Annotated in this window: 20 protein-coding genes and 1 pseudogene; 11 read left to right on the top strand and 10 right to left on the bottom strand. The window is 41.8% G+C overall.

Annotated features, from left to right (window positions below; genetic code table 11):
* Positions 1-46: 46 nt before the first annotated feature.
* Positions 47-571, bottom strand: coding sequence for a hypothetical protein (locus tag C7Y66_RS25675; RefSeq protein WP_199197638.1), 525 nt, complete (start codon positions 569-571; stop codon positions 47-49).
* A gap of 242 nt (positions 572-813) precedes the next feature.
* Between C7Y66_RS25675 and C7Y66_RS33555 the strand changes: the two are divergent.
* From C7Y66_RS33555 to C7Y66_RS25660, 3 genes and pseudogenes are all read left to right on the top strand, one after another.
* Positions 814-1,232 (top strand): annotated as a pseudogene (locus tag C7Y66_RS33555) (secondary thiamine-phosphate synthase enzyme YjbQ).
* Between the two features lie 122 nt (positions 1,233-1,354).
* Positions 1,355-1,705: a hypothetical protein gene (locus tag C7Y66_RS25665; RefSeq protein WP_106547761.1), complete on the top strand. Its 351-nt coding sequence runs from the start codon at positions 1,355-1,357 to the stop codon at positions 1,703-1,705.
* A 10-nt stretch (positions 1,706-1,715) separates the two neighbouring features.
* Positions 1,716-2,003, top strand: a complete 288-nt coding sequence (locus tag C7Y66_RS25660; RefSeq protein WP_106547760.1) for a hypothetical protein — start codon at positions 1,716-1,718, stop codon at positions 2,001-2,003.
* Positions 2,004-2,286: 283 nt separating this feature from the next.
* Here C7Y66_RS25660 and C7Y66_RS25655 read toward each other — a convergent pair whose 3' ends face one another.
* The gene (locus C7Y66_RS25655) at positions 2,287-3,123 is read right to left on the bottom strand and encodes a DUF5995 family protein (protein WP_106547759.1); all 837 of its coding nucleotides are present in this window, start codon (positions 3,121-3,123) and stop codon (positions 2,287-2,289) included.
* 457 nt (positions 3,124-3,580) lie between these two features.
* On the opposite strand from C7Y66_RS25655, the gene C7Y66_RS25650 reads away from it, so the two are divergent.
* The 6 genes from C7Y66_RS25650 to C7Y66_RS33115 all read left to right on the top strand — a co-directional run bounded on the left by C7Y66_RS25650 (position 3,581) and on the right by C7Y66_RS33115 (position 6,916).
* On the top strand, positions 3,581-4,312 hold the full coding sequence (locus C7Y66_RS25650) for a DUF4058 family protein (protein WP_106547758.1): 732 nt from the start codon (positions 3,581-3,583) through the stop codon (positions 4,310-4,312).
* Positions 4,313-4,539: 227 nt separating this feature from the next.
* On the top strand, positions 4,540-5,136 hold the full coding sequence (locus tag C7Y66_RS25645; RefSeq protein WP_106547757.1) for a hypothetical protein: 597 nt from the start codon (positions 4,540-4,542) through the stop codon (positions 5,134-5,136).
* Between the two features lie 275 nt (positions 5,137-5,411).
* Positions 5,412-5,882 (top strand): hypothetical protein, encoded by a 471-nt coding sequence (locus C7Y66_RS25640; protein ID WP_106547756.1) that lies wholly within the window; start codon positions 5,412-5,414, stop codon positions 5,880-5,882.
* A gap of 154 nt (positions 5,883-6,036) precedes the next feature.
* Complete coding sequence (locus C7Y66_RS30670; protein ID WP_146149879.1) at positions 6,037-6,219, top strand: hypothetical protein; 183 nt, start codon at positions 6,037-6,039, stop codon at positions 6,217-6,219.
* 206 nt (positions 6,220-6,425) lie between these two features.
* Complete coding sequence (locus tag C7Y66_RS25635; RefSeq protein WP_106547755.1) at positions 6,426-6,746, top strand: hypothetical protein; 321 nt, start codon at positions 6,426-6,428, stop codon at positions 6,744-6,746.
* A 35-nt stretch (positions 6,747-6,781) separates the two neighbouring features.
* Complete coding sequence (locus C7Y66_RS33115) at positions 6,782-6,916, top strand: hypothetical protein (RefSeq protein ID WP_255410060.1); 135 nt, start codon at positions 6,782-6,784, stop codon at positions 6,914-6,916.
* Between the two features lie 272 nt (positions 6,917-7,188).
* On the opposite strand, the gene C7Y66_RS25625 is transcribed toward C7Y66_RS33115, so the two are convergent.
* The 7 genes from C7Y66_RS25625 to C7Y66_RS30665 form a co-directional block, all read right to left on the bottom strand.
* Positions 7,189-7,632 carry a hypothetical protein gene (locus C7Y66_RS25625; protein ID WP_106547754.1) on the bottom strand — a complete coding sequence of 148 codons (444 nt, stop codon included), beginning with the start codon at positions 7,630-7,632 and terminating at the stop codon, positions 7,189-7,191.
* A 259-nt stretch (positions 7,633-7,891) separates the two neighbouring features.
* Positions 7,892-8,320, bottom strand: coding sequence for a hypothetical protein (locus C7Y66_RS25620; RefSeq protein WP_106547753.1), 429 nt, complete (start codon positions 8,318-8,320; stop codon positions 7,892-7,894).
* 127 nt (positions 8,321-8,447) lie between these two features.
* Positions 8,448-10,490, bottom strand: a complete 2,043-nt coding sequence (locus C7Y66_RS25615) for a lipoxygenase family protein (protein WP_199197635.1) — start codon at positions 10,488-10,490, stop codon at positions 8,448-8,450.
* Positions 10,441-10,893: a phenylpyruvate tautomerase MIF-related protein gene (locus C7Y66_RS25610; protein WP_106547751.1), complete on the bottom strand. Its 453-nt coding sequence runs from the start codon at positions 10,891-10,893 to the stop codon at positions 10,441-10,443. The genes C7Y66_RS25615 and C7Y66_RS25610 overlap by 50 nt, the downstream gene beginning before the upstream one ends.
* 138 nt (positions 10,894-11,031) lie before the next feature.
* Positions 11,032-11,988, bottom strand: coding sequence for a hypothetical protein (locus C7Y66_RS25605; RefSeq protein ID WP_106547750.1), 957 nt, complete (start codon positions 11,986-11,988; stop codon positions 11,032-11,034).
* Between the two features lie 532 nt (positions 11,989-12,520).
* Positions 12,521-13,309, bottom strand: a complete 789-nt coding sequence (locus C7Y66_RS25595; RefSeq protein ID WP_106547748.1) for a hypothetical protein — start codon at positions 13,307-13,309, stop codon at positions 12,521-12,523.
* Positions 13,310-13,960: 651 nt separating this feature from the next.
* Positions 13,961-14,218, bottom strand: a complete 258-nt coding sequence (locus C7Y66_RS30665) for a hypothetical protein (protein ID WP_146149878.1) — start codon at positions 14,216-14,218, stop codon at positions 13,961-13,963.
* Between the two features lie 34 nt (positions 14,219-14,252).
* Between C7Y66_RS30665 and C7Y66_RS31380 the strand changes: the two genes are divergently transcribed.
* A complete protein-coding gene (locus tag C7Y66_RS31380; protein ID WP_158266001.1) occupies positions 14,253-14,588 on the top strand; it encodes a hypothetical protein in 336 nt (111 codons plus the stop codon).
* Positions 14,589-14,755: 167 nt separating this feature from the next.
* On the opposite strand, the gene C7Y66_RS25585 is transcribed toward C7Y66_RS31380, so the two are convergent.
* On the bottom strand, positions 14,756-15,067 hold the full coding sequence (locus tag C7Y66_RS25585) for a GFA family protein (protein WP_106547746.1): 312 nt from the start codon (positions 15,065-15,067) through the stop codon (positions 14,756-14,758).
* A 298-nt stretch (positions 15,068-15,365) separates the two neighbouring features.
* On the opposite strand from C7Y66_RS25585, the gene C7Y66_RS25580 reads away from it, so the two are divergent.
* The gene (locus C7Y66_RS25580; protein WP_106547745.1) at positions 15,366-16,289 is read left to right on the top strand and encodes a glutathione S-transferase family protein; all 924 of its coding nucleotides are present in this window, start codon (positions 15,366-15,368) and stop codon (positions 16,287-16,289) included.
* Positions 16,290-16,319: the final 30 nt, after the last annotated feature.

Below are 16,319 nucleotides of genomic sequence, written 5' to 3'. Positions count from 1 at the left end.
TTGATTAAATCTCATCCCAACTACCAAAGTCTACGTTCCTACGGCACTATCGCCGCCTGATTCTGTCCGATGTATTGTTAAAATAAAATGGTATAAGGCGATCGGCTATGCGTACCGTTCCCTGTTGCAATCGGCTCAATCGTCCTGGTAACTCGCGATCGCTCCACTCAAAAGTCTGAATCTGCCGCTGTCGTAACCCTCCCTCAGTTGGTAAGATTAATACCACGCGCCCTTGCAGATTTGCTTGGGGTAAGAGCAGATACATTACGGGTTGCTCTGTTGTCACCCGCCCAACATAATGCCCGTAGATTTCGTTTTGCTGCTCTGGTGCGGTCAAAAACTGCCTGATGTCGCGATCGCTCCCGTCATTTAATTCTGCATAAAAACCAACCGCGATCGGACAAGTATCAGCTGCATCCTCTTTACTCTCACCAGGACGCAAATACCAAAACCGAGAACCTTCGCGATCGAGTTCTTTAACTGGGTATCCTAAAATTTTCCGCAATTCCTCAACGCGATCCTCTTGCGTCCCAGTCATAACTACACGCAAATGCTCCTTGGTGAGAGCCATAAGCCACCAATCCCTGATTACTTTTAAGTGATAAAAATTGAGCTGTTTATAGACGTGGAACAGGCTCTCGTCCAATCTGTACTGAGACTTTATAGAAACTTTAATTTGGAGATACTGCGATCGCACTTGACTAACTGCTCTACTATCATTCCTGTTCTACCTGAGTCAAATAAAGCGATCGCGTACTGCAACCAAAATACTTCCATGTAACATGACTATAAAGTGGAGGATTGTTATTAATTATGGTTCATCAGTCACAAATCGAAATTTCCACCAAAAGTCATGGAGATATGCACGACCTAACCGATGAAGTTAGTCGAATTGTGAAAAATTCTGGGATTAGAACGGGAATGGTTCACGTTTTCAACATTGGCAGTACGGCAGCGATCGGCACGATTGAATTCGAGCCAGGACTGCAACGCGACCTACCCGAACTCTTAAATAAGCTAATTCCACCTAGTCGAGAATACGGACACGAACTTTCTTTGGCATGACGGCAACGGACATTCTCATTTGCAGGCAACATGGCTCGGTCCATCTCTAACTGTGCCAGTGCATGAGGGCAAGTTACAGCTAGGAACCTGGCAACAAATTTTTCACCTTGAATGCGACATCAAACCGCGAAGCGCGAAAGATTACCGTGACCGTTTATGGGGAATAGTTTCAAAGTGCTGTAACTGCCAAGACCTACCGCAAGAGAAAGCAGAACTAACAAGCACTATCTAGAATAAAAGTGGAAGCTTAGCCAAATACCACCCAGTATTAATTCTGGGAGGAGGGCAGATGAAAACTACACCTTTTTTTCCAGCAATAAGGAGATTTATAGCTTCAGCTTTGGTCAGTCTGGGTCTATTAGAAATTGGTATTTCTTCTGCCAATGCCCATCCAACTTTACGGGAAGCTGTAAATGCTCTTGACTACCCTAGAAGCTCCCAGCGTTTTCTTGAAAAAGGACGAGAGCGATTAGAAACTGAAATCAAATATCTGCAACAGAATACGCGATTCATCACCCCCCAGTTTACGTACCGAGCGAGAGCTTTTGCACAAACAACAATTTTGGCGGCAACAGCAGGAGCGTTGGCTAGAAGAGAAGCTTCAGTAGCAAGATTGCATATAAAAGTGTTTCTAGCATGAAAGTATCGTTATGCTACACCTAATTTTGATTGCTCAATTTCATGGCGTTCCTACTAAATTGCCTGCTTCTTTGTTGAGTTTGCCGGACTCCGATCGACAACTCAATCTTCCAGTTAGGCAACAGCAGAATAAGCATAAGTTGCAAGAACAGCAGCTAAATCTCAATCAAAGGAAATATCAGCAAAGAATCAGAGAGTTTGAGATTTTACCTACATCACGTATAGATTGCTTTCCCTTATTTCCTCCTAGCAGCGGTTTCCCACCTGGTGTTAGTCCAATTTCCTGCCGCCGTCCGTAATCTAATAAAAGTAATATTTTATATTGCCAAATAAATATTTTTTTAAAATATTCATTTTACAGATACTGGTATAATTGAGAAAAGAAACTATAGCCTTTTTCAATTCGATGAAATACAAGATCTGTAGGGGCGCACAGCTGTGCGCCCCTACGAATGTATCGCATCATAACGAGAATCGCTATAATTGAGTTTTTTTATTAGCTGGAGAAGCATTGCTGGACTTCAACAATCCTGACGCTCTAGCTGCTTGGCTCCAAAACCAGTAAATAGAAAAACTTGGTAGCTATCTGCGTCTGGGCTGCGCTTGACAGTAAGCATCTCGTTCGGAGCTATCCGTACCTGGTGGGTAACTGAATGATTGTTGCAGAAATTGTGCAGTCTGTGCGGCAAACTCTTCAATTTCCTTTGCTACCTGCATCCGGTGTGCATCCGTACTCGCATCTCGCAGGCGCTCGTAATTACGGAATGCCGCCTCACGCCACTGTACTATTGTCTCAAACCGAGCAGCGTCGTCTTCATCGCCAGGTACGTCTTGGTCATCTATTGTGGGATCGAATTTCTCCGCCAGTTCTTTGAGGGGATTTACTTGCTGTAGAAAATCATTGACGCGGGTGTGGTCTTCGTAACTCACTGGACGACCCTGCAAATAAAGCTCGTAGAGTACAAATGGCAAATCCCGCTGGATGTGTGCGTTAATGCCTAAAGCTATGTTGCCTGACCCTGAAACCGAGCGGTTTTGTGCCGCATCGAATGTTATTTGCCAAGCTAGAGGGACATCTTCTTTCTTACCCCTGCGATAGGCATCATAAGCCCGAAAATAATACTCGGCAAACAATGCATCTTCCCTAACTACAGCAGAGGGATCGCTATAGCCAATTTCATCGAGCGTTTGTTGAAAGACTTCTGTAGTCCGCAGGTAGTTGAGTGCGAATACTGCATCGTGGTCGCATTGTCGAGCCAGCGGTTTGTATCGTCGTTCCATCTCTCGAATGACGAGGGTAACGCACTGGGGCAACCCTTGCTGGCAAACTTTCTTGGATGTCAGTTCTTGGGCATTGGCTAAAGTAAATGCTTCAGGGGAGAGAAAGAGTAAGGCTGCTGCTAAAAATAGTGCTTTCATTCACTTGTGATTAAAAGTATTTTATTGTCAGCTCAATCTAGTATTTACAGGCTACCCTTACCCATTTCTACATTCTCTTCATTTAACTTTACTCCTTCATTGTCAGCGATCGCGGGCGATATCACCCTTCCCCAGAAGTTTCTATTTCTACCGACACGCAATCTGCTACAAAAGCCGAGATAGAAATACAATTGTTTCCCACCCTACGGTAGAGCTGCATCCGCTACCGATTCGATAGCTTGAGTAGCTTGCTATTGCAGCAATCGAGAGGGAAACATCTGACGGAGTGACAAGCAATCTGAATAGCTGATTCCGTAACTTTTTACCTATAGCAAGTCTTTTGTATATAGCAACATCCCGCTCCATGCCTTCCATATTGGGATCAAGCACGCCGATGGAAAATAATGGAAGATAGATAAGTAGAGTATGCAGGTCTAGCCTACTGCGATCGACGGCGATGGTCTTACTAGATCACTTTCATCCGCCTCTAAGTGTGCGCCGCCACTGGCACGCCTTTCATAACGCATGGGCAACATACATCGCCTCGGATCTCAACCAGCACTTGCCTCAAGGCTACTTTGCCGAACCCAACGTGCAGTTTGGGATTGAAATTGATGTTGCAGCCTTTGACGAAAGCACTCTCGCTGACGATGGAAGCGGTACGGTAATTGCGCTGCCCTTGACTGCTACAGATTGGCAACCAGCGCCCCCCACCCAAACCATTCCTTTTCAACCCACTCGCGAGACAGTCGAAATTAGCATTTTCAGCAGTGAAGCGGGACCTACCTTAGCTGGAGCCATCGAGTTAGTCAGTCCTGCCAATAAGGATTGTGCCAATCATCGAGATGCCTTTGTTGCTAAATGCCAAACATACTTAAATCTAGGCATTGGGTTAGTAGTCGTGGATGTTGTCACCAGTCGCAATGCTAATTTGCACGCTGCTTTGATGCAGCAGCTTGGTGTGGCAAATCTGAATCAATTCGATGCAGACCTTTATGCAGTTGCCTATCGCATTGTCGAGCGAACTAAGCAGTTCAATTTAGATATGTGGCAAGAAACGCTGAGCTTGGGAACCCAATTACCAATCTTGCCGCTATGGTTGCCTGGGGAGCTTTGCCTGCCTGTCGATCTAGATGCCACTTACCAACGGACTTGTCGCGAACAACGGATCGGCTTTAACAGCGCGTAACCATTTGGGTAAGATTGAGCGACTTGAAGGTAGCGAGTTTTTAAATAAGTCGATTTCTACCGAAAGGCGATCGCCTTATTAGTAATCTCAGTAGATGGTGTTGCAAGCTAAAAGCGGCAATACGCATCTGCGCCTTTTAACTTTCTCACTTGTATGGTACAAATTTACTAAACGAGTTGACTGCTAACCCACCATGTTCAGCTCCTCAGAAAGAATGCAACTTGAAGATGGCGCTCCGCTTAGCAAGTGGGAAGCAGCCTCACAATGGCTATCGCGTTTTGACGATAGCGATCGCGCTTGCAATTATCTTAATGGATGGCGATCGCCATCCTTGCGTGACGGCAGGCTTTGTTTTAGAGTGCGTGTGGCGCTCGGACTGGACGGCATTCGATGAAGTAGACGGATATCAAAGACTATTAACAGGATTTAAGGAAATTCCAGCACCATTACCTACCGTTGGCGCTCCTACAACTTACTCGCAAGGTGCATGGATCTTTGAAGCCCAACCCCGCGACCAGCGCCGCCAGACGTTAAAAGAGCGAAGAGCAGTTTGGGGGCGATCGCCTCGTCAAGATGAACCCAAGAAGAGACTCGATCTATCGCTTCAGGTCGGTCAATGCACGCCACAGCAATTGATGGAGGCGTTGATGCTGAGTGGCGGACGTTGGAACAATTTCAATCCAGAGCCAATTTTAGAAGACCTGTACCAGAATCAACACCTCTGGCTAAATTTTATGATGCTGCCACTAATTGGTGAGAGTGAAGCAAGCGGGCGGCTTTACAGCAATTTGGGCTTTGTACTGAGAGATTTAGGCGAAAGGTAGCACGCAGATACGCTTTACGTGTGGAGCCAAGACGACGATTGTGTGTATCCCCTGGTTGACTTGGGAAATACGTGGAACGAATTAAATTCTGGTAGCGTGATGAAGTTATTAAACGGTGCGGTAGAGGTTGGATGTTTAGAGATTCACTAGCGCTCTTGAGCGTTTTCACCCTAAAGTCAAGGGTGAAAACGCTCTGCAACAGTTAAACTAGCAGCGCGGATAAACAGCGATCGGTTAATGCAGCGGCGGGTTCCCTATCATCCCAGAATAAAGCCATGCCAGTTAGTCGTAACGAAAAATGGGTGCAGATTGCAGAATTAGATGAGAATGACCAAATTCATTTCACTCCAAGTTACTTGGAGTTAATGAGTGAATTAGGGTGGGAAGCCAAAGCATTTGCAGGGCATCTACTAGGTTTGTGGTACGACCCCTTTGAACATATGCTTGACTATAGCAGTGGGGAAGCTCGCTTCAGCGCAGACCAGCCTGGACATTTCGAGTGCAATGAATTGGATAAAGCTCAAGAAGTAGTAGAGTATTGGGCTAAAACATGGAGTGAAAATAGCAATGGCTACGAACCAGCCCATAAAGCGGGTATTGGTTTGGAATTAGGGATTGATTGGTATCGGGATATTTTGCGAGCCAAATTAGTTAGCATCTGTTTACCAGAGCGTCTCCTCATCGCTTACCGAAATGCGTTTAAGGAAAAAATGCATCAAATTGAGCAGAGCGCAATTGAATCGTAAAATAGGCATTTGAGAGATGCGATCGCCTACTTTTGTTCCAGTAGCAAAGTTCAGAAAATCACTCCAATAAAGCTAATTTCTTCAATCAGAAAGAATTACTTGCAAATATTAATTGCTCCCGTAATTGTTGAAAATATTTACAAGAAATTTGATTATGCAAAGGATAATTAACTATCAATACCTCCCAGTTTACGCCGAATTTTGCGACGGTTGTAACCGAGAACTAGACTACGTAGGCGCAGAAGAATCTGCTAAGGTAGAGTTTGACTTTGGCTATCTTTCCGGTAACAGAGATGGGCAACATGGAACGTTTATATGCGCGTCAATTATGTGCTGAAACTTTATATCAAAATTTACGGCAACAGTTTTCAGCAGTAGTAGCTATTGAAACAGAACTCTTCGAGTGAAGACCATTTAACAGCTTTAAGTTTATTTAGGAATTAAAAATTTGCGATCGTTGTATAAATCTCGCAAATCCAATTTGCACGCATTAATATTTACAAATAGTCATTTTTGACTTATACTAGTTTGGAGAATCTCACTATGTTCTGGAATTATCGCATCGTTAAACGAGAAAATCCTTCAGGCAAAATTTCCTTTAGTATTCATGAAGCTTATTATGATGAAAACGGCAATGTAGGAACCATTACTACTGAGCCAGCACAACCGCATGGAGAAAATCTTGAAGAACTAAAGAAAGACCTAGAATGTTACTGCAAAGCCTTAAATCGTCCAGTTTTAGATTATTCTCACTTCCCTAAAACAAAATTTTCAGAAGGAATAGAGCGACTCAAAAGTGAGAAAATGGTTTCTTTAGAAGAGGCGCTCTCTGAAATTGAGAGAAATTTTGAGGAGAAAGAGTAATAGGGGTTAATTAAATAGCTATTACAGGAATTGCTATGACAGGTACATTTGACCGCTTTGGCTATGAAATTATTCAGCTTAACTCTTTAACTCAATTAGATCGGCTTGTATCCGAACGGTTCAATCTACCTTTGCGATCGTATTCAACAGACATTAGAGCTGACGAATGAATTAGTAATTTGGGATTTAGAAAACTCTAAATATTCTCATTTCGAGATGTTCTGCTATGGGAAAGATAATTTTTTAGCTGGGTTTGAAAAGGACGCATGGGGTTCGGCTTCTTCTGCTCCATTAGCAATTTGTTTAGAAGCACTTCGCTGCCTCAAAAAAGTTAAAGTCACAATATAAATCTGAAAATTACTAGCAACAAACAGCTACAAGCCGAAATGTCAAAGCCATTACCTTCTCCTTTCGCTTTGCTTACAGATTTCGCTCTTGCCACTCAACTATGATTCAAACGACGATTGTTTTCTTCTAGTTCATCAACAGCAGCTTTTATCTCTTGTTGTCTCTGACGGCGAGCCTTGTAATACTCCATGCCTCTTTGAACTTGTTCCGAGCGGGGATTGCTTGCTTTTCCGTAAGGTATGCAACCAAAGAAAGCGGCGAAGCTAGTTGGATCTTGCTCGTATGCTCTAATCCGCTCGTTTACGTCCTGCTCTATTTGAATTAGTAACTCTTCATCGCTCTTGTCTACAAGTGAAAGGTCGGGTGCGCCTCGTTTACGAATTACTTCCCAAATATGGATTGGAATTGGAACCATGACGCAGTTGTAGCTTGCCTCGTACATGGCTCCTTCCAACTCCAGGTATACGTAGTTTTCGTCCAGCATTTCGTGATAAAAATGAAAGCTATCTCCGTATGCAATAGTCGATTTAGTAGACATAGGTAAACTCCTGGTGACAGCAAGTGACAAGGGAGAATCATTTTTGCTAAAGTGCCTCTCAAGCTGAAACTTCTTGTATTATAAGTGTAGTATAAGCTCGATCGAGCTTTGTAGTCCCGATACGTTCGAGACAAACTTTCTAGAGCTTTAGCGATCGCCCCTTCATTGGGGATTGTTCTCAGACGAACAGCAATGCAATCGCCATTCATGACTAACCGAGACGAGTGACAGTAATTTCCCACTCGATTAGCAAGAATACCTAGCGATCGTCAAATTCCTCGATAGACAGACGCTCTCTAGTAGCAGGGGCGATCGCTTTCTCTTTTAGCTGACGGCTGGAATCTGGTATCCAGCTATAAGCATTTTGGTCGTGCGGAAACTGCCGGATGTGAGCGGCGAGTAAGCGAACTAGATGCGGGCGCTCGTCGGGGCTGAGGCACTTCCCTACCTGTAGCGAACCTTGAAAATCAAATCTAACAATAGCACCAGGACCATCTGCGGGTTTTCCGGCATCTGTTTCTAATTCAACATTGTCACGCCCGCTGAAACCCTTGAGAAATTCTAGATAATTATCAAATGCTGACCAAAAATACTCAATCTCTAATGGAACTATTTGAACGTTTTTAAGTGATATCCATTTGCCAAAATCTAGTTCATTTGTAGAATCTAAAGTCTCTATTGTTGTCATGGTGATAGCTCAAAAATAATTGTTTAAAGTCAGAAACTAACTCGCGTTCTTGGTAATTATTTTGATGAATTTTTCTAAAAAAAGGGAGCAGTCAAAGCCTAACTGTTTCGACCGCTCTCTCCAAATATTAACTATTCAATCTAGAACGTAGAGTAGTGAGATCGAACCCCAATTTTTCAAACTCTGCCCTTTTACTTTCAATAAGTTGAATTAAGTTGAGTGGTATATCTCCATCCTCATTTTTGAGCATATAGCCGTAGTCAAAATTAGTCAGCATATTGGTCACAGCCAAAATGATACTGGCTACCTCACGACCCGGCAATACACTCTCATCATCTTCATCGCCCATTGAGCCATTGGTCAACAAATCGCCGTACTTTAATTCACCAAACTCAGGATTATGTTCGTTATGAATCCAACTGTGCCAGAAGGTACATTGATAAATGGCATATTTACAGACTTGTTTCAGATTTGCTATATCTTGCTCAGTTGGTTGTGACGATGTAGTAATTGGTCTAATAGCTTTTAATTCACCATTAACTTCTCGGCGTGGATTTGACGAATGTTCAATTTCGTTTAGATCGTACCATTCATCGCCATCATCTACTTGTTCCATACTTAGAGGAACATAGGGAACGCTGTTTTGTACTAAATCGTTAGAAAAATTCAGTATTTCTGTCCAGTTATTCGCAATTTCTACTTGATTAGCCGTAAAAAATGACTCTATATAAGCAGTGAGAATATCCCAATATAAATTGCCAAGTTTGGCAAACGTATGAGCTTCACAAAGAGGTTTTCTAGGTTGCCAATCTGTCCAATCATATGTGCCGATATTTGTTCTTACCCATCGCAACATATCTGGGTTAATAATCATGGGTTCTAGCTTGGCAAAAAATCCTTCTGTGGGGTTCATAAGGATTTGACGACCAAATCTATTAATGTGGACTACTTCTTTGAGGTGAGGGTATAAGAACTCGCGTAGCGGATTCTTTCTAATGTTTCTCAAGAAAGCAATCGCATACTGTTCCATATTAAAATGACACTGGCTTAAATGCCCCTTCACCTCACCTAAAACACCTAGATGTGTAGCGCGAATAACTCGTTTAGCCTGTAACCATTTGTTCCCATCAGCAGGGGTATAAGTCTGTGGTGCTTTTAAGAGGGGATTTGGTTGTACGCAATCATCTTCGCGAAATTGTAGCGTAATTTCAATAGGTAGCAGTTTTCCCTCTTTTAACTCAAATTTGACTTTGTAATTCGGCATATCTATTCTGCCAGTTAGGGTAAATTTGTCACCATTAAAAGCAGTGGTATACAGTGAAGGATTATTTTTATCCTTTTTAAAAATTAATGGATTGAAGCCATTCAGCATCCTTTCACCAAAAAATTCATCACTCCTGGTATAGCCCTTATGGTTTTTTTCTAAAATTAGCGTTAAAGTTTCTGGAAATGATTTTTGAATTTCATCGTAGGACGGCTCATCAGGATTACGGCGATTTCTTTGGATGAGGTTATTCATGATCTGACCATACTTGGCTACAGATTGCATTGTCACAGCTAAAGCTTGAGGTACAAAATCATGGCGAATAGAATCTGGTAAGCAGTAAGAAAATAACGGATATTGCGGATCGTACTCATAATATAAAATTTGCACAACCCCAAAATCATAGTCATCTGTAGTATTCTCAGAGCCGTCTTTGACCTCAATTAAGTTCCTAACTTGGCTTTGTTTGCCATCAATTAAGATAGTTTGTGGCGGGTCGAAAATCTTTAATTCTAAATCTGGTGCATCGCCAAATCCCCCAGATTTCGGATCATACAAGATTTCAAACTTTCCTGTTGCATCGGTTTCACCACTACCCAAATAATCTTTTAAACCAAATGGATCTCTATCCCATAGTTCCAAGCCTAAATTGGGAATAGGAACTAATGAGTCACGATGTACTATCTGACCAAATGCTCGTCGAGATTTGGAAATTACATTGCCTTTTAGCTCTTGTTTAATTTTTAAAATGGAGGACAAGGGTAAATTAGTCAGAATTTTGTAAACTAAACGTTCCCTTTCCGTTTTAGTATATTCTTCTAGTGATACTTCACCATTCAGAATTCTTTGGATAAAATTAGTCATGTCTATTGCTACACTCCACAATCTTTTTTTTTGCGGTTTCACTTGCCATCCGGGCTGCTTCTACATCAGCTAAATCATCAGCACCTAAGATCTGCTCAAAAGTTGTCCGATTCCAGCCAACCAAATGCATTTTGGTAAATTCTTGAAAAAATATATACATTCTGTTAGCTGGAACATTAAATTTGGCTAGTAGGATATCGCTAATGCTTTCTGTCAGCTTGGTTGTAATCTCTACGGGCATTCTCAGACTCATTAGTTGAACGACAGCCGCAGGCTTTTCATAATCACCACCAAAAGCCACATTAACTTTGGTGTTGACAACTACCAGTATCATGGCTTGAGGATCGCCTTTAATAGTGTGAACTTGTTCAGTAATTTGAGTTATTACATTTTGAACAACTTCTGAGCTGAAGTCATGATTAGTCTCAATTCTTACAAAAGGCATTTTAGTTTCACCATTTAAAGCTAGCAGTACAGCTCTTATTACCTATCTTTATTACTATTTAAAGCTGAGAAATTTACCCCTACAATTATCTACAACTGTAGAACTAAATTACTAGTGTTAGCACAGTCTTTTGGTTGATTAGACCGTTAGAATGTTAGTTGCTATTCGTTGTGCTAGCTCTCTATTGTGCCAGTAACTCCCGTGAGCGCTGCCACCATTTGCTAATGCTAAGAATGTCTGTCGGATAGGAGGTGTTTGAGCAATCAATTCCCAGAAGCCGGAACCACGAGTGAGAATATCTTCTACCTGAACGTAGCGCTCGGAACCAGTAATCAACTTGTTAATAACTTTTTCCAATGACCAAGCAATCGGATCGCCAGGATGAATGAAATTGAGCCAAGGCAACTTTTTGTCTCCTTGAACGAGATTCTTCAACAAGTTTTCTAAACCAGGGCTAATGTCAAAAGTACTTTCATCGTTAGCATTTCTACCACTAATAGTAATTAGGCTGAACAAAGCAATTGGAGAACCCATAGTCTGAATGCTAGCTAACCGAATACCTTGTGTGGGATTTTCGCCAATACCATAAAGTCGATCTCGGATAGCCTTCACACTCGAATAGCCTGGAATTCCCTGGTTATCCCAGCGACTAGCAAACAAGATGTCGAACAGTATTACTGTCCCCCAACTGTGAGTTACCAAATGTAGGCGATCCTCTGGTTCATATTCCTCTAAGCCTTTAAATGCTTGTTCCTTCAGTTGGTCGGCTGCCATCGATCCAATTAGGCGACTGATGTAAAGTCCTGCGTCTCCTACAAATTGCAATAGTTGACTCTTGCGAAAATCCTGAAACCAGAGTTGGTTCCACTTAGACGAACCTTGCAGGCTTACTAGCAATTCATTCAATGCTGCTCGGTTAACATTACCCCAGTAAAGTGGCACTTTGATGCAGTTACGAGTGGGAGATTTCTGCTGGACTATCTCAGTAATCAACTTAAACAGACTGTTAGCATAGGTATAGTTTTTCGTCTTTTCATTTTCTTCTGATTCCCTCACATTAACACCATGCAGAAATAGCACATAATCTTTTGCCATAGTTACTCTTACCCCGAAAGCATCACTTGCGTGCTTGGGACGGCTATTAAATTCAATAGTAAAATTGCCATCTAGTGAGTTTCTACGCAGTGCACTCCTGCATTTTCTTAAGTTCACTAAAAAACTTTACAATTATCTAGATAAAATGCCATCTTAAATTATGTTAGTCATATTATTTCTGAAAGCTTAGAATTCTTAGACTTATTGATTCTGTACATCAATGCGATCGCAAACCCAAAAAACCCAGCTCCTAGTCCTGGGCTACAGGAGTAAAACCACTTCACCATCTCCCAAGCAACAACATATTTGATGGCATAGACTACTAGAAGAAACCAAAACTTAGCCTCAAGAGCGAGTAAATTGCGATCGCTCACCAGTCTCCAATAAAACCTCCCCCCCCATCGGCAATACTTGAATGGTTAAATTCTTTTACTGAGCAGCTGCAAGCAATTTTTTAACTTCACATCAAGAGTTTGGTTCTGCTAGTTTTGGAAGATACTAGCAGATTGCAGTTGCTGTACCTGTGTTTTTACTATTGTTGGATTGCTAGCAAAAGAAGAGTAAGAGTAAATGAAAGAGCTGCTAAAATCACATAGCAAATAAATGATAGTATCGGCACACTAAACAAAAGAGTGCGTGAGTACTTAAACCAAGGTGCGTTACTAGACGTATAGCCATTGACTCTGAAGAGCCGTCTAGGTATTGACCACCATGTTATTTTTAATTGACCGAGTAAACCAATCAGGAGAAGAATCATTGCAAAATTCATTGACCATATTCCTATTGAGTTCCCTACAATAGAATGATTTGCTAACCAGAGAATTAATGAAGAACTCAATGAGAGAGAACTTTGAAAATATAACCCACAAGCACCATCGAAATAAAGATATGCCTTTGTTGTTCTATTAATTTTCTCAGTTGTATAGTCTACTTTTTTAAGTGATGCTTTAGCCAAAAATGAGGCAAGGAATGTAAATATTATGGGGGCAACAAAAGCAGTAAGACCTCCACGTATTCCTTGAAACACTTCAAAAAACTTTTGCGTTTCTCCTAAAACAGGAGATTTAGAATTCTCGAATATCCAATTTAAAACTTTTATAATTACCACAGTAGGTAAAGCAGCAAAAAAGCTTTCTTGAAGGTTGAAATATAAAGCATCCAGGTAGTCTTGTTTTTGTCGCTCCTCCAAACTTAGTTCGTATATTGGTTCTCCAGATAATACTGCTCGTCGAGTTTTTTGAAATTTTTGAAATTCAAAAAACTGTTTGAACGGCGATGTTTCTTTATTACTTAAAGAATTTGATTTATAGTTCTGATTCATATATATCTACTTTATTTTTAGCCTTGTAATTTACACGAAAATACACTCCAATCTCGTAACTCATAGATAGCTTTTTGCTTGCATTCATACATAGACGTATTCACCAGGAGTGTTATCAACATTAAGAATTCAATAGCAAAGTTGCTATCTAATGTCTCAACAAAATATGCTTTTGTATTTTCGCTGTTCTAATACAAAACTTTATAATTTATATATCTGAGTGTAATTAAATACATTGCCTATGTACGAGTGTAATTAATTACATTATTTATTTTATATTATCTTTAAAAAGTTGAGATAATTAAACTTTAAGCAAATATATGATTGCAGATCATAAAAATCAAGCCTTTAGTTCTTAAATTTGAGGAGTAAAGAAATCTCAGTATCCCTCGAATAACAACATATTCAATGACACAAACTATTAGGAAAAACCGAAATCTGTTATTTTGATTAGAAAGATTATGATGTTGCAATAAAATCTCCAAACCATCGGCAACACCTGACAAAATAAATCTTTCCACGTCCAAGACTTGAGTAGTGACTTATACCGAGCTTGCAACCTAACTTTCCTCAACAGCGCCTCAAGTGTATTCCTAGCTGGATGTAGTACATAGGCTTCTTTTGAATAAATCACCTTGTATCCTTTACCCGTTACCTTTTCCCCCACTCGCGATCGCCCAGAGAAAGCAACCCCTCATCAAACATCCCAACTGTTTCAAACATCCATGCCCAGGTGAAAGCGTTACCTGTGGAGACGTATCCATTCTTAGATGCATGAGGCGCTCCACATATTCGACTGGACGGGATGCGATCGCCCATTGAGAAAATTAAGCTGCTGGTGCTGGGAGTGGAGGAGTAGAAGCTTTCAGACTTAGAACGGAATCTATCCGTTGCTAAAGGTATTGACAACAATTTTCACTCAGCGCATCCACCCCATGTTGAATTGCAGTACGCTCAGAATGCTGCTGGCGCTCAAAACAGACAATACGCTTCCGACACTCAAGACACTCAAAACACTTCCAGCACTGCCAATACTGAGGATACTTCCAGCACTGCCAATACTCAAAATGCTCCCAGCACTGCCGATACTGAGGATGCTTCCAGCACTGCCGATGCTGAGGATACTGCGGTAACTTACCCAACTTCTAATCCCGCCTGGAAGCAGCCAGCCTTCACCCATCATCACCTGCTCATCAATTACTGGAGGGATTCTAGCACAGATGGAGGAGGTGGCTATTTGATGTTGGTTAACAAATTATTTACCGTCTTAACAGATTGATGTTATCGAAAGAGAAAACCTTGCAGCACAAGCGGTTTCAGTTGTTGAAGCGATTGCTCAACCGCGCCTTGTGAAGTATGCTCAAAAAACTACAACTCCCAGAGCCGACTTGTTTTCAGCAGTTGACGATCGGATAACATTAATTTGTTAAAGCGACAAACAACCTGTTAATCGACATCTGGGTAACTGGGATCGTATACCCACAAGCACGAGCCGCAATGACGACAGAAGCGACGCTCTCCTTCACTCTGAATTGGCTCTGGATCTTCGGGATTCTGAACTTTAGCACGGTAGACTGCAATATTTTCCTCACCCTCAACTTTCAGAGTCGTGTTGTCGCCTGCAAGATTAATGGCATATCCACTAGCTCCCGCTGTCTTCCGGCAGATGGAGCAGTAGCAACGCATATAAGGATATGGGTGAAGGCTGTTGACGCTGAAATGTACCGCTCCACAATGGCAAGAACCGAGTAGCAACATGGTGCTGTCCTTGGCTAAACTTCTTAATCCAGAGTAGATTTTCTGGAATCTAGCGGACAAGTCGTGAAGTTATAGATAACAATTCAATTCTAATTTAAAACTTTATGTTTAAACTGGGGTGCAAACTGAGACTGCACCCTTTATTATTTGCGATTGCTCTAATACTTTAGACTGCTGCGAGTGCAATTAACAGTATCACTCAAAAAAAACGACAATTTAAGCCTACTCTAATAACACTTTGATCGAATTAACTATAGTAGCAACGGCACAATTACACCAATACATTTAGGAGAAGGTTATGGCATCAGGAATGATGGTTGCAGGTAAATGGATAACCGATGAGAACGAGCAAAATCAAAGCGTTGATTTCCATGAGATCCCAACAACGTTTCGCGATCGCGTGAGTGCCGATGGCAAGAGCGGGTTTAAGGCAGAAGCTCTACGCTATCACCTCTACGTTTCTTTGGCGTGTCCGTGGGCGCACCGTACCTTGATTATGCGCGAACTCAAAGGGTTGAACGATGCCATTTCAGTTTCTATCGTCGATCCGATTATGAGCGATAAAGGCTGGATGTTTAGTCAAGCACCAGGAGCCATTCCTGACTGGGTGAATCACGCTCAATATCTGCAAGAAATTTATCTCAAAGCCGATCCCAAATACACGGGACGAGTCACTGTTCCCGTCTTGTGGGATAAGCAATCTCAAACCATCGTCAACAACGAATCTCGCGAGATCGTGCGGATGTTTGACGTGGAGTTTGCTTCATTGGCAACTCAGCAAGTAGATTTATATCCACACGACCTACAACAGCAGATTGATGAAACCATTGATGCAATCTATCTACCAATCAATGCTGGTGTCTATCGCGCTGGTTTTGCAACATCGCAAGCCGCCTACGAAGAAGCCGTGACCCAACTGTTCGAGAGTTTAGATCGATGGGAAATCGTTCTGGGCAAGCAACGCTATTTATGTGGCGATCGCTTAACTGAAGCCGATATTTGTCTGATTGCAACGCTCTATCGTTTCGACTCGGTGTATTACGGTCACTTTAAGTGCAATTTGCGACGAATTCTTGACTATTCAAACCTCTGGAATTATCTACTAGACCTATATCAGCATCCCCAGTTCAAAGTAACGTGCAATTTAGATTATATTAAGCGTGCCTATTACATGACAATACATCGGACAGAATCAGGCGGCGATAGTGCCGTAGGAACGTAGACTTTGGTAGTTGGGATGAGATTTAATCAA

Source organism: Chroococcidiopsis sp. CCALA 051 (assembly GCF_003015105.1).
In the GTDB taxonomy this organism is placed as follows: domain Bacteria; phylum Cyanobacteriota; class Cyanobacteriia; order Cyanobacteriales; family Chroococcidiopsidaceae; genus Chroococcidiopsis; species Chroococcidiopsis thermalis.
Note: the sequence above shows the minus strand (reverse complement) of the source record. Positions and strands in the feature narration are given on the sequence as shown.

Bases quoted from the DNA above. Each gene is read 5' to 3' on its own strand.
- C7Y66_RS25675 (WP_199197638.1), bottom strand. From the start codon at position 571: ATGGCTCTCACCAAGGAGCATTTGCGTGTAGTTATGACTGGGACGCAA.
- C7Y66_RS25665 (WP_106547761.1), top strand. From the start codon at position 1,355: ATGAAAACTACACCTTTTTTTCCAGCAATAAGGAGATTTATAGCTTCA.
- C7Y66_RS25660 (WP_106547760.1), top strand. From the start codon at position 1,716: ATGCTACACCTAATTTTGATTGCTCAATTTCATGGCGTTCCTACTAAA.
- C7Y66_RS25655 (WP_106547759.1), bottom strand. From the start codon at position 3,123: ATGAAAGCACTATTTTTAGCAGCAGCCTTACTCTTTCTCTCCCCTGAA.
- C7Y66_RS25650 (WP_106547758.1), top strand. From the start codon at position 3,581: ATGGTCTTACTAGATCACTTTCATCCGCCTCTAAGTGTGCGCCGCCAC.
- C7Y66_RS25645 (WP_106547757.1), top strand. From the start codon at position 4,540: ATGGCGCTCCGCTTAGCAAGTGGGAAGCAGCCTCACAATGGCTATCGC.
- C7Y66_RS25640 (WP_106547756.1), top strand. From the start codon at position 5,412: ATGCCAGTTAGTCGTAACGAAAAATGGGTGCAGATTGCAGAATTAGAT.
- C7Y66_RS30670 (WP_146149879.1), top strand. From the start codon at position 6,037: ATGCAAAGGATAATTAACTATCAATACCTCCCAGTTTACGCCGAATTT.
- C7Y66_RS25635 (WP_106547755.1), top strand. From the start codon at position 6,426: ATGTTCTGGAATTATCGCATCGTTAAACGAGAAAATCCTTCAGGCAAA.
- C7Y66_RS33115 (WP_255410060.1), top strand. From the start codon at position 6,782: ATGACAGGTACATTTGACCGCTTTGGCTATGAAATTATTCAGCTTAAC.
- C7Y66_RS25625 (WP_106547754.1), bottom strand. From the start codon at position 7,632: ATGTCTACTAAATCGACTATTGCATACGGAGATAGCTTTCATTTTTAT.
- C7Y66_RS25620 (WP_106547753.1), bottom strand. From the start codon at position 8,320: ATGACAACAATAGAGACTTTAGATTCTACAAATGAACTAGATTTTGGC.
- C7Y66_RS25610 (WP_106547751.1), bottom strand. From the start codon at position 10,893: ATGCCTTTTGTAAGAATTGAGACTAATCATGACTTCAGCTCAGAAGTT.
- C7Y66_RS25605 (WP_106547750.1), bottom strand. From the start codon at position 11,988: ATGGCAAAAGATTATGTGCTATTTCTGCATGGTGTTAATGTGAGGGAA.
- C7Y66_RS25595 (WP_106547748.1), bottom strand. From the start codon at position 13,309: ATGAATCAGAACTATAAATCAAATTCTTTAAGTAATAAAGAAACATCG.
- C7Y66_RS25585 (WP_106547746.1), bottom strand. From the start codon at position 15,067: ATGTTGCTACTCGGTTCTTGCCATTGTGGAGCGGTACATTTCAGCGTC.
- C7Y66_RS25580 (WP_106547745.1), top strand. From the start codon at position 15,366: ATGGCATCAGGAATGATGGTTGCAGGTAAATGGATAACCGATGAGAAC.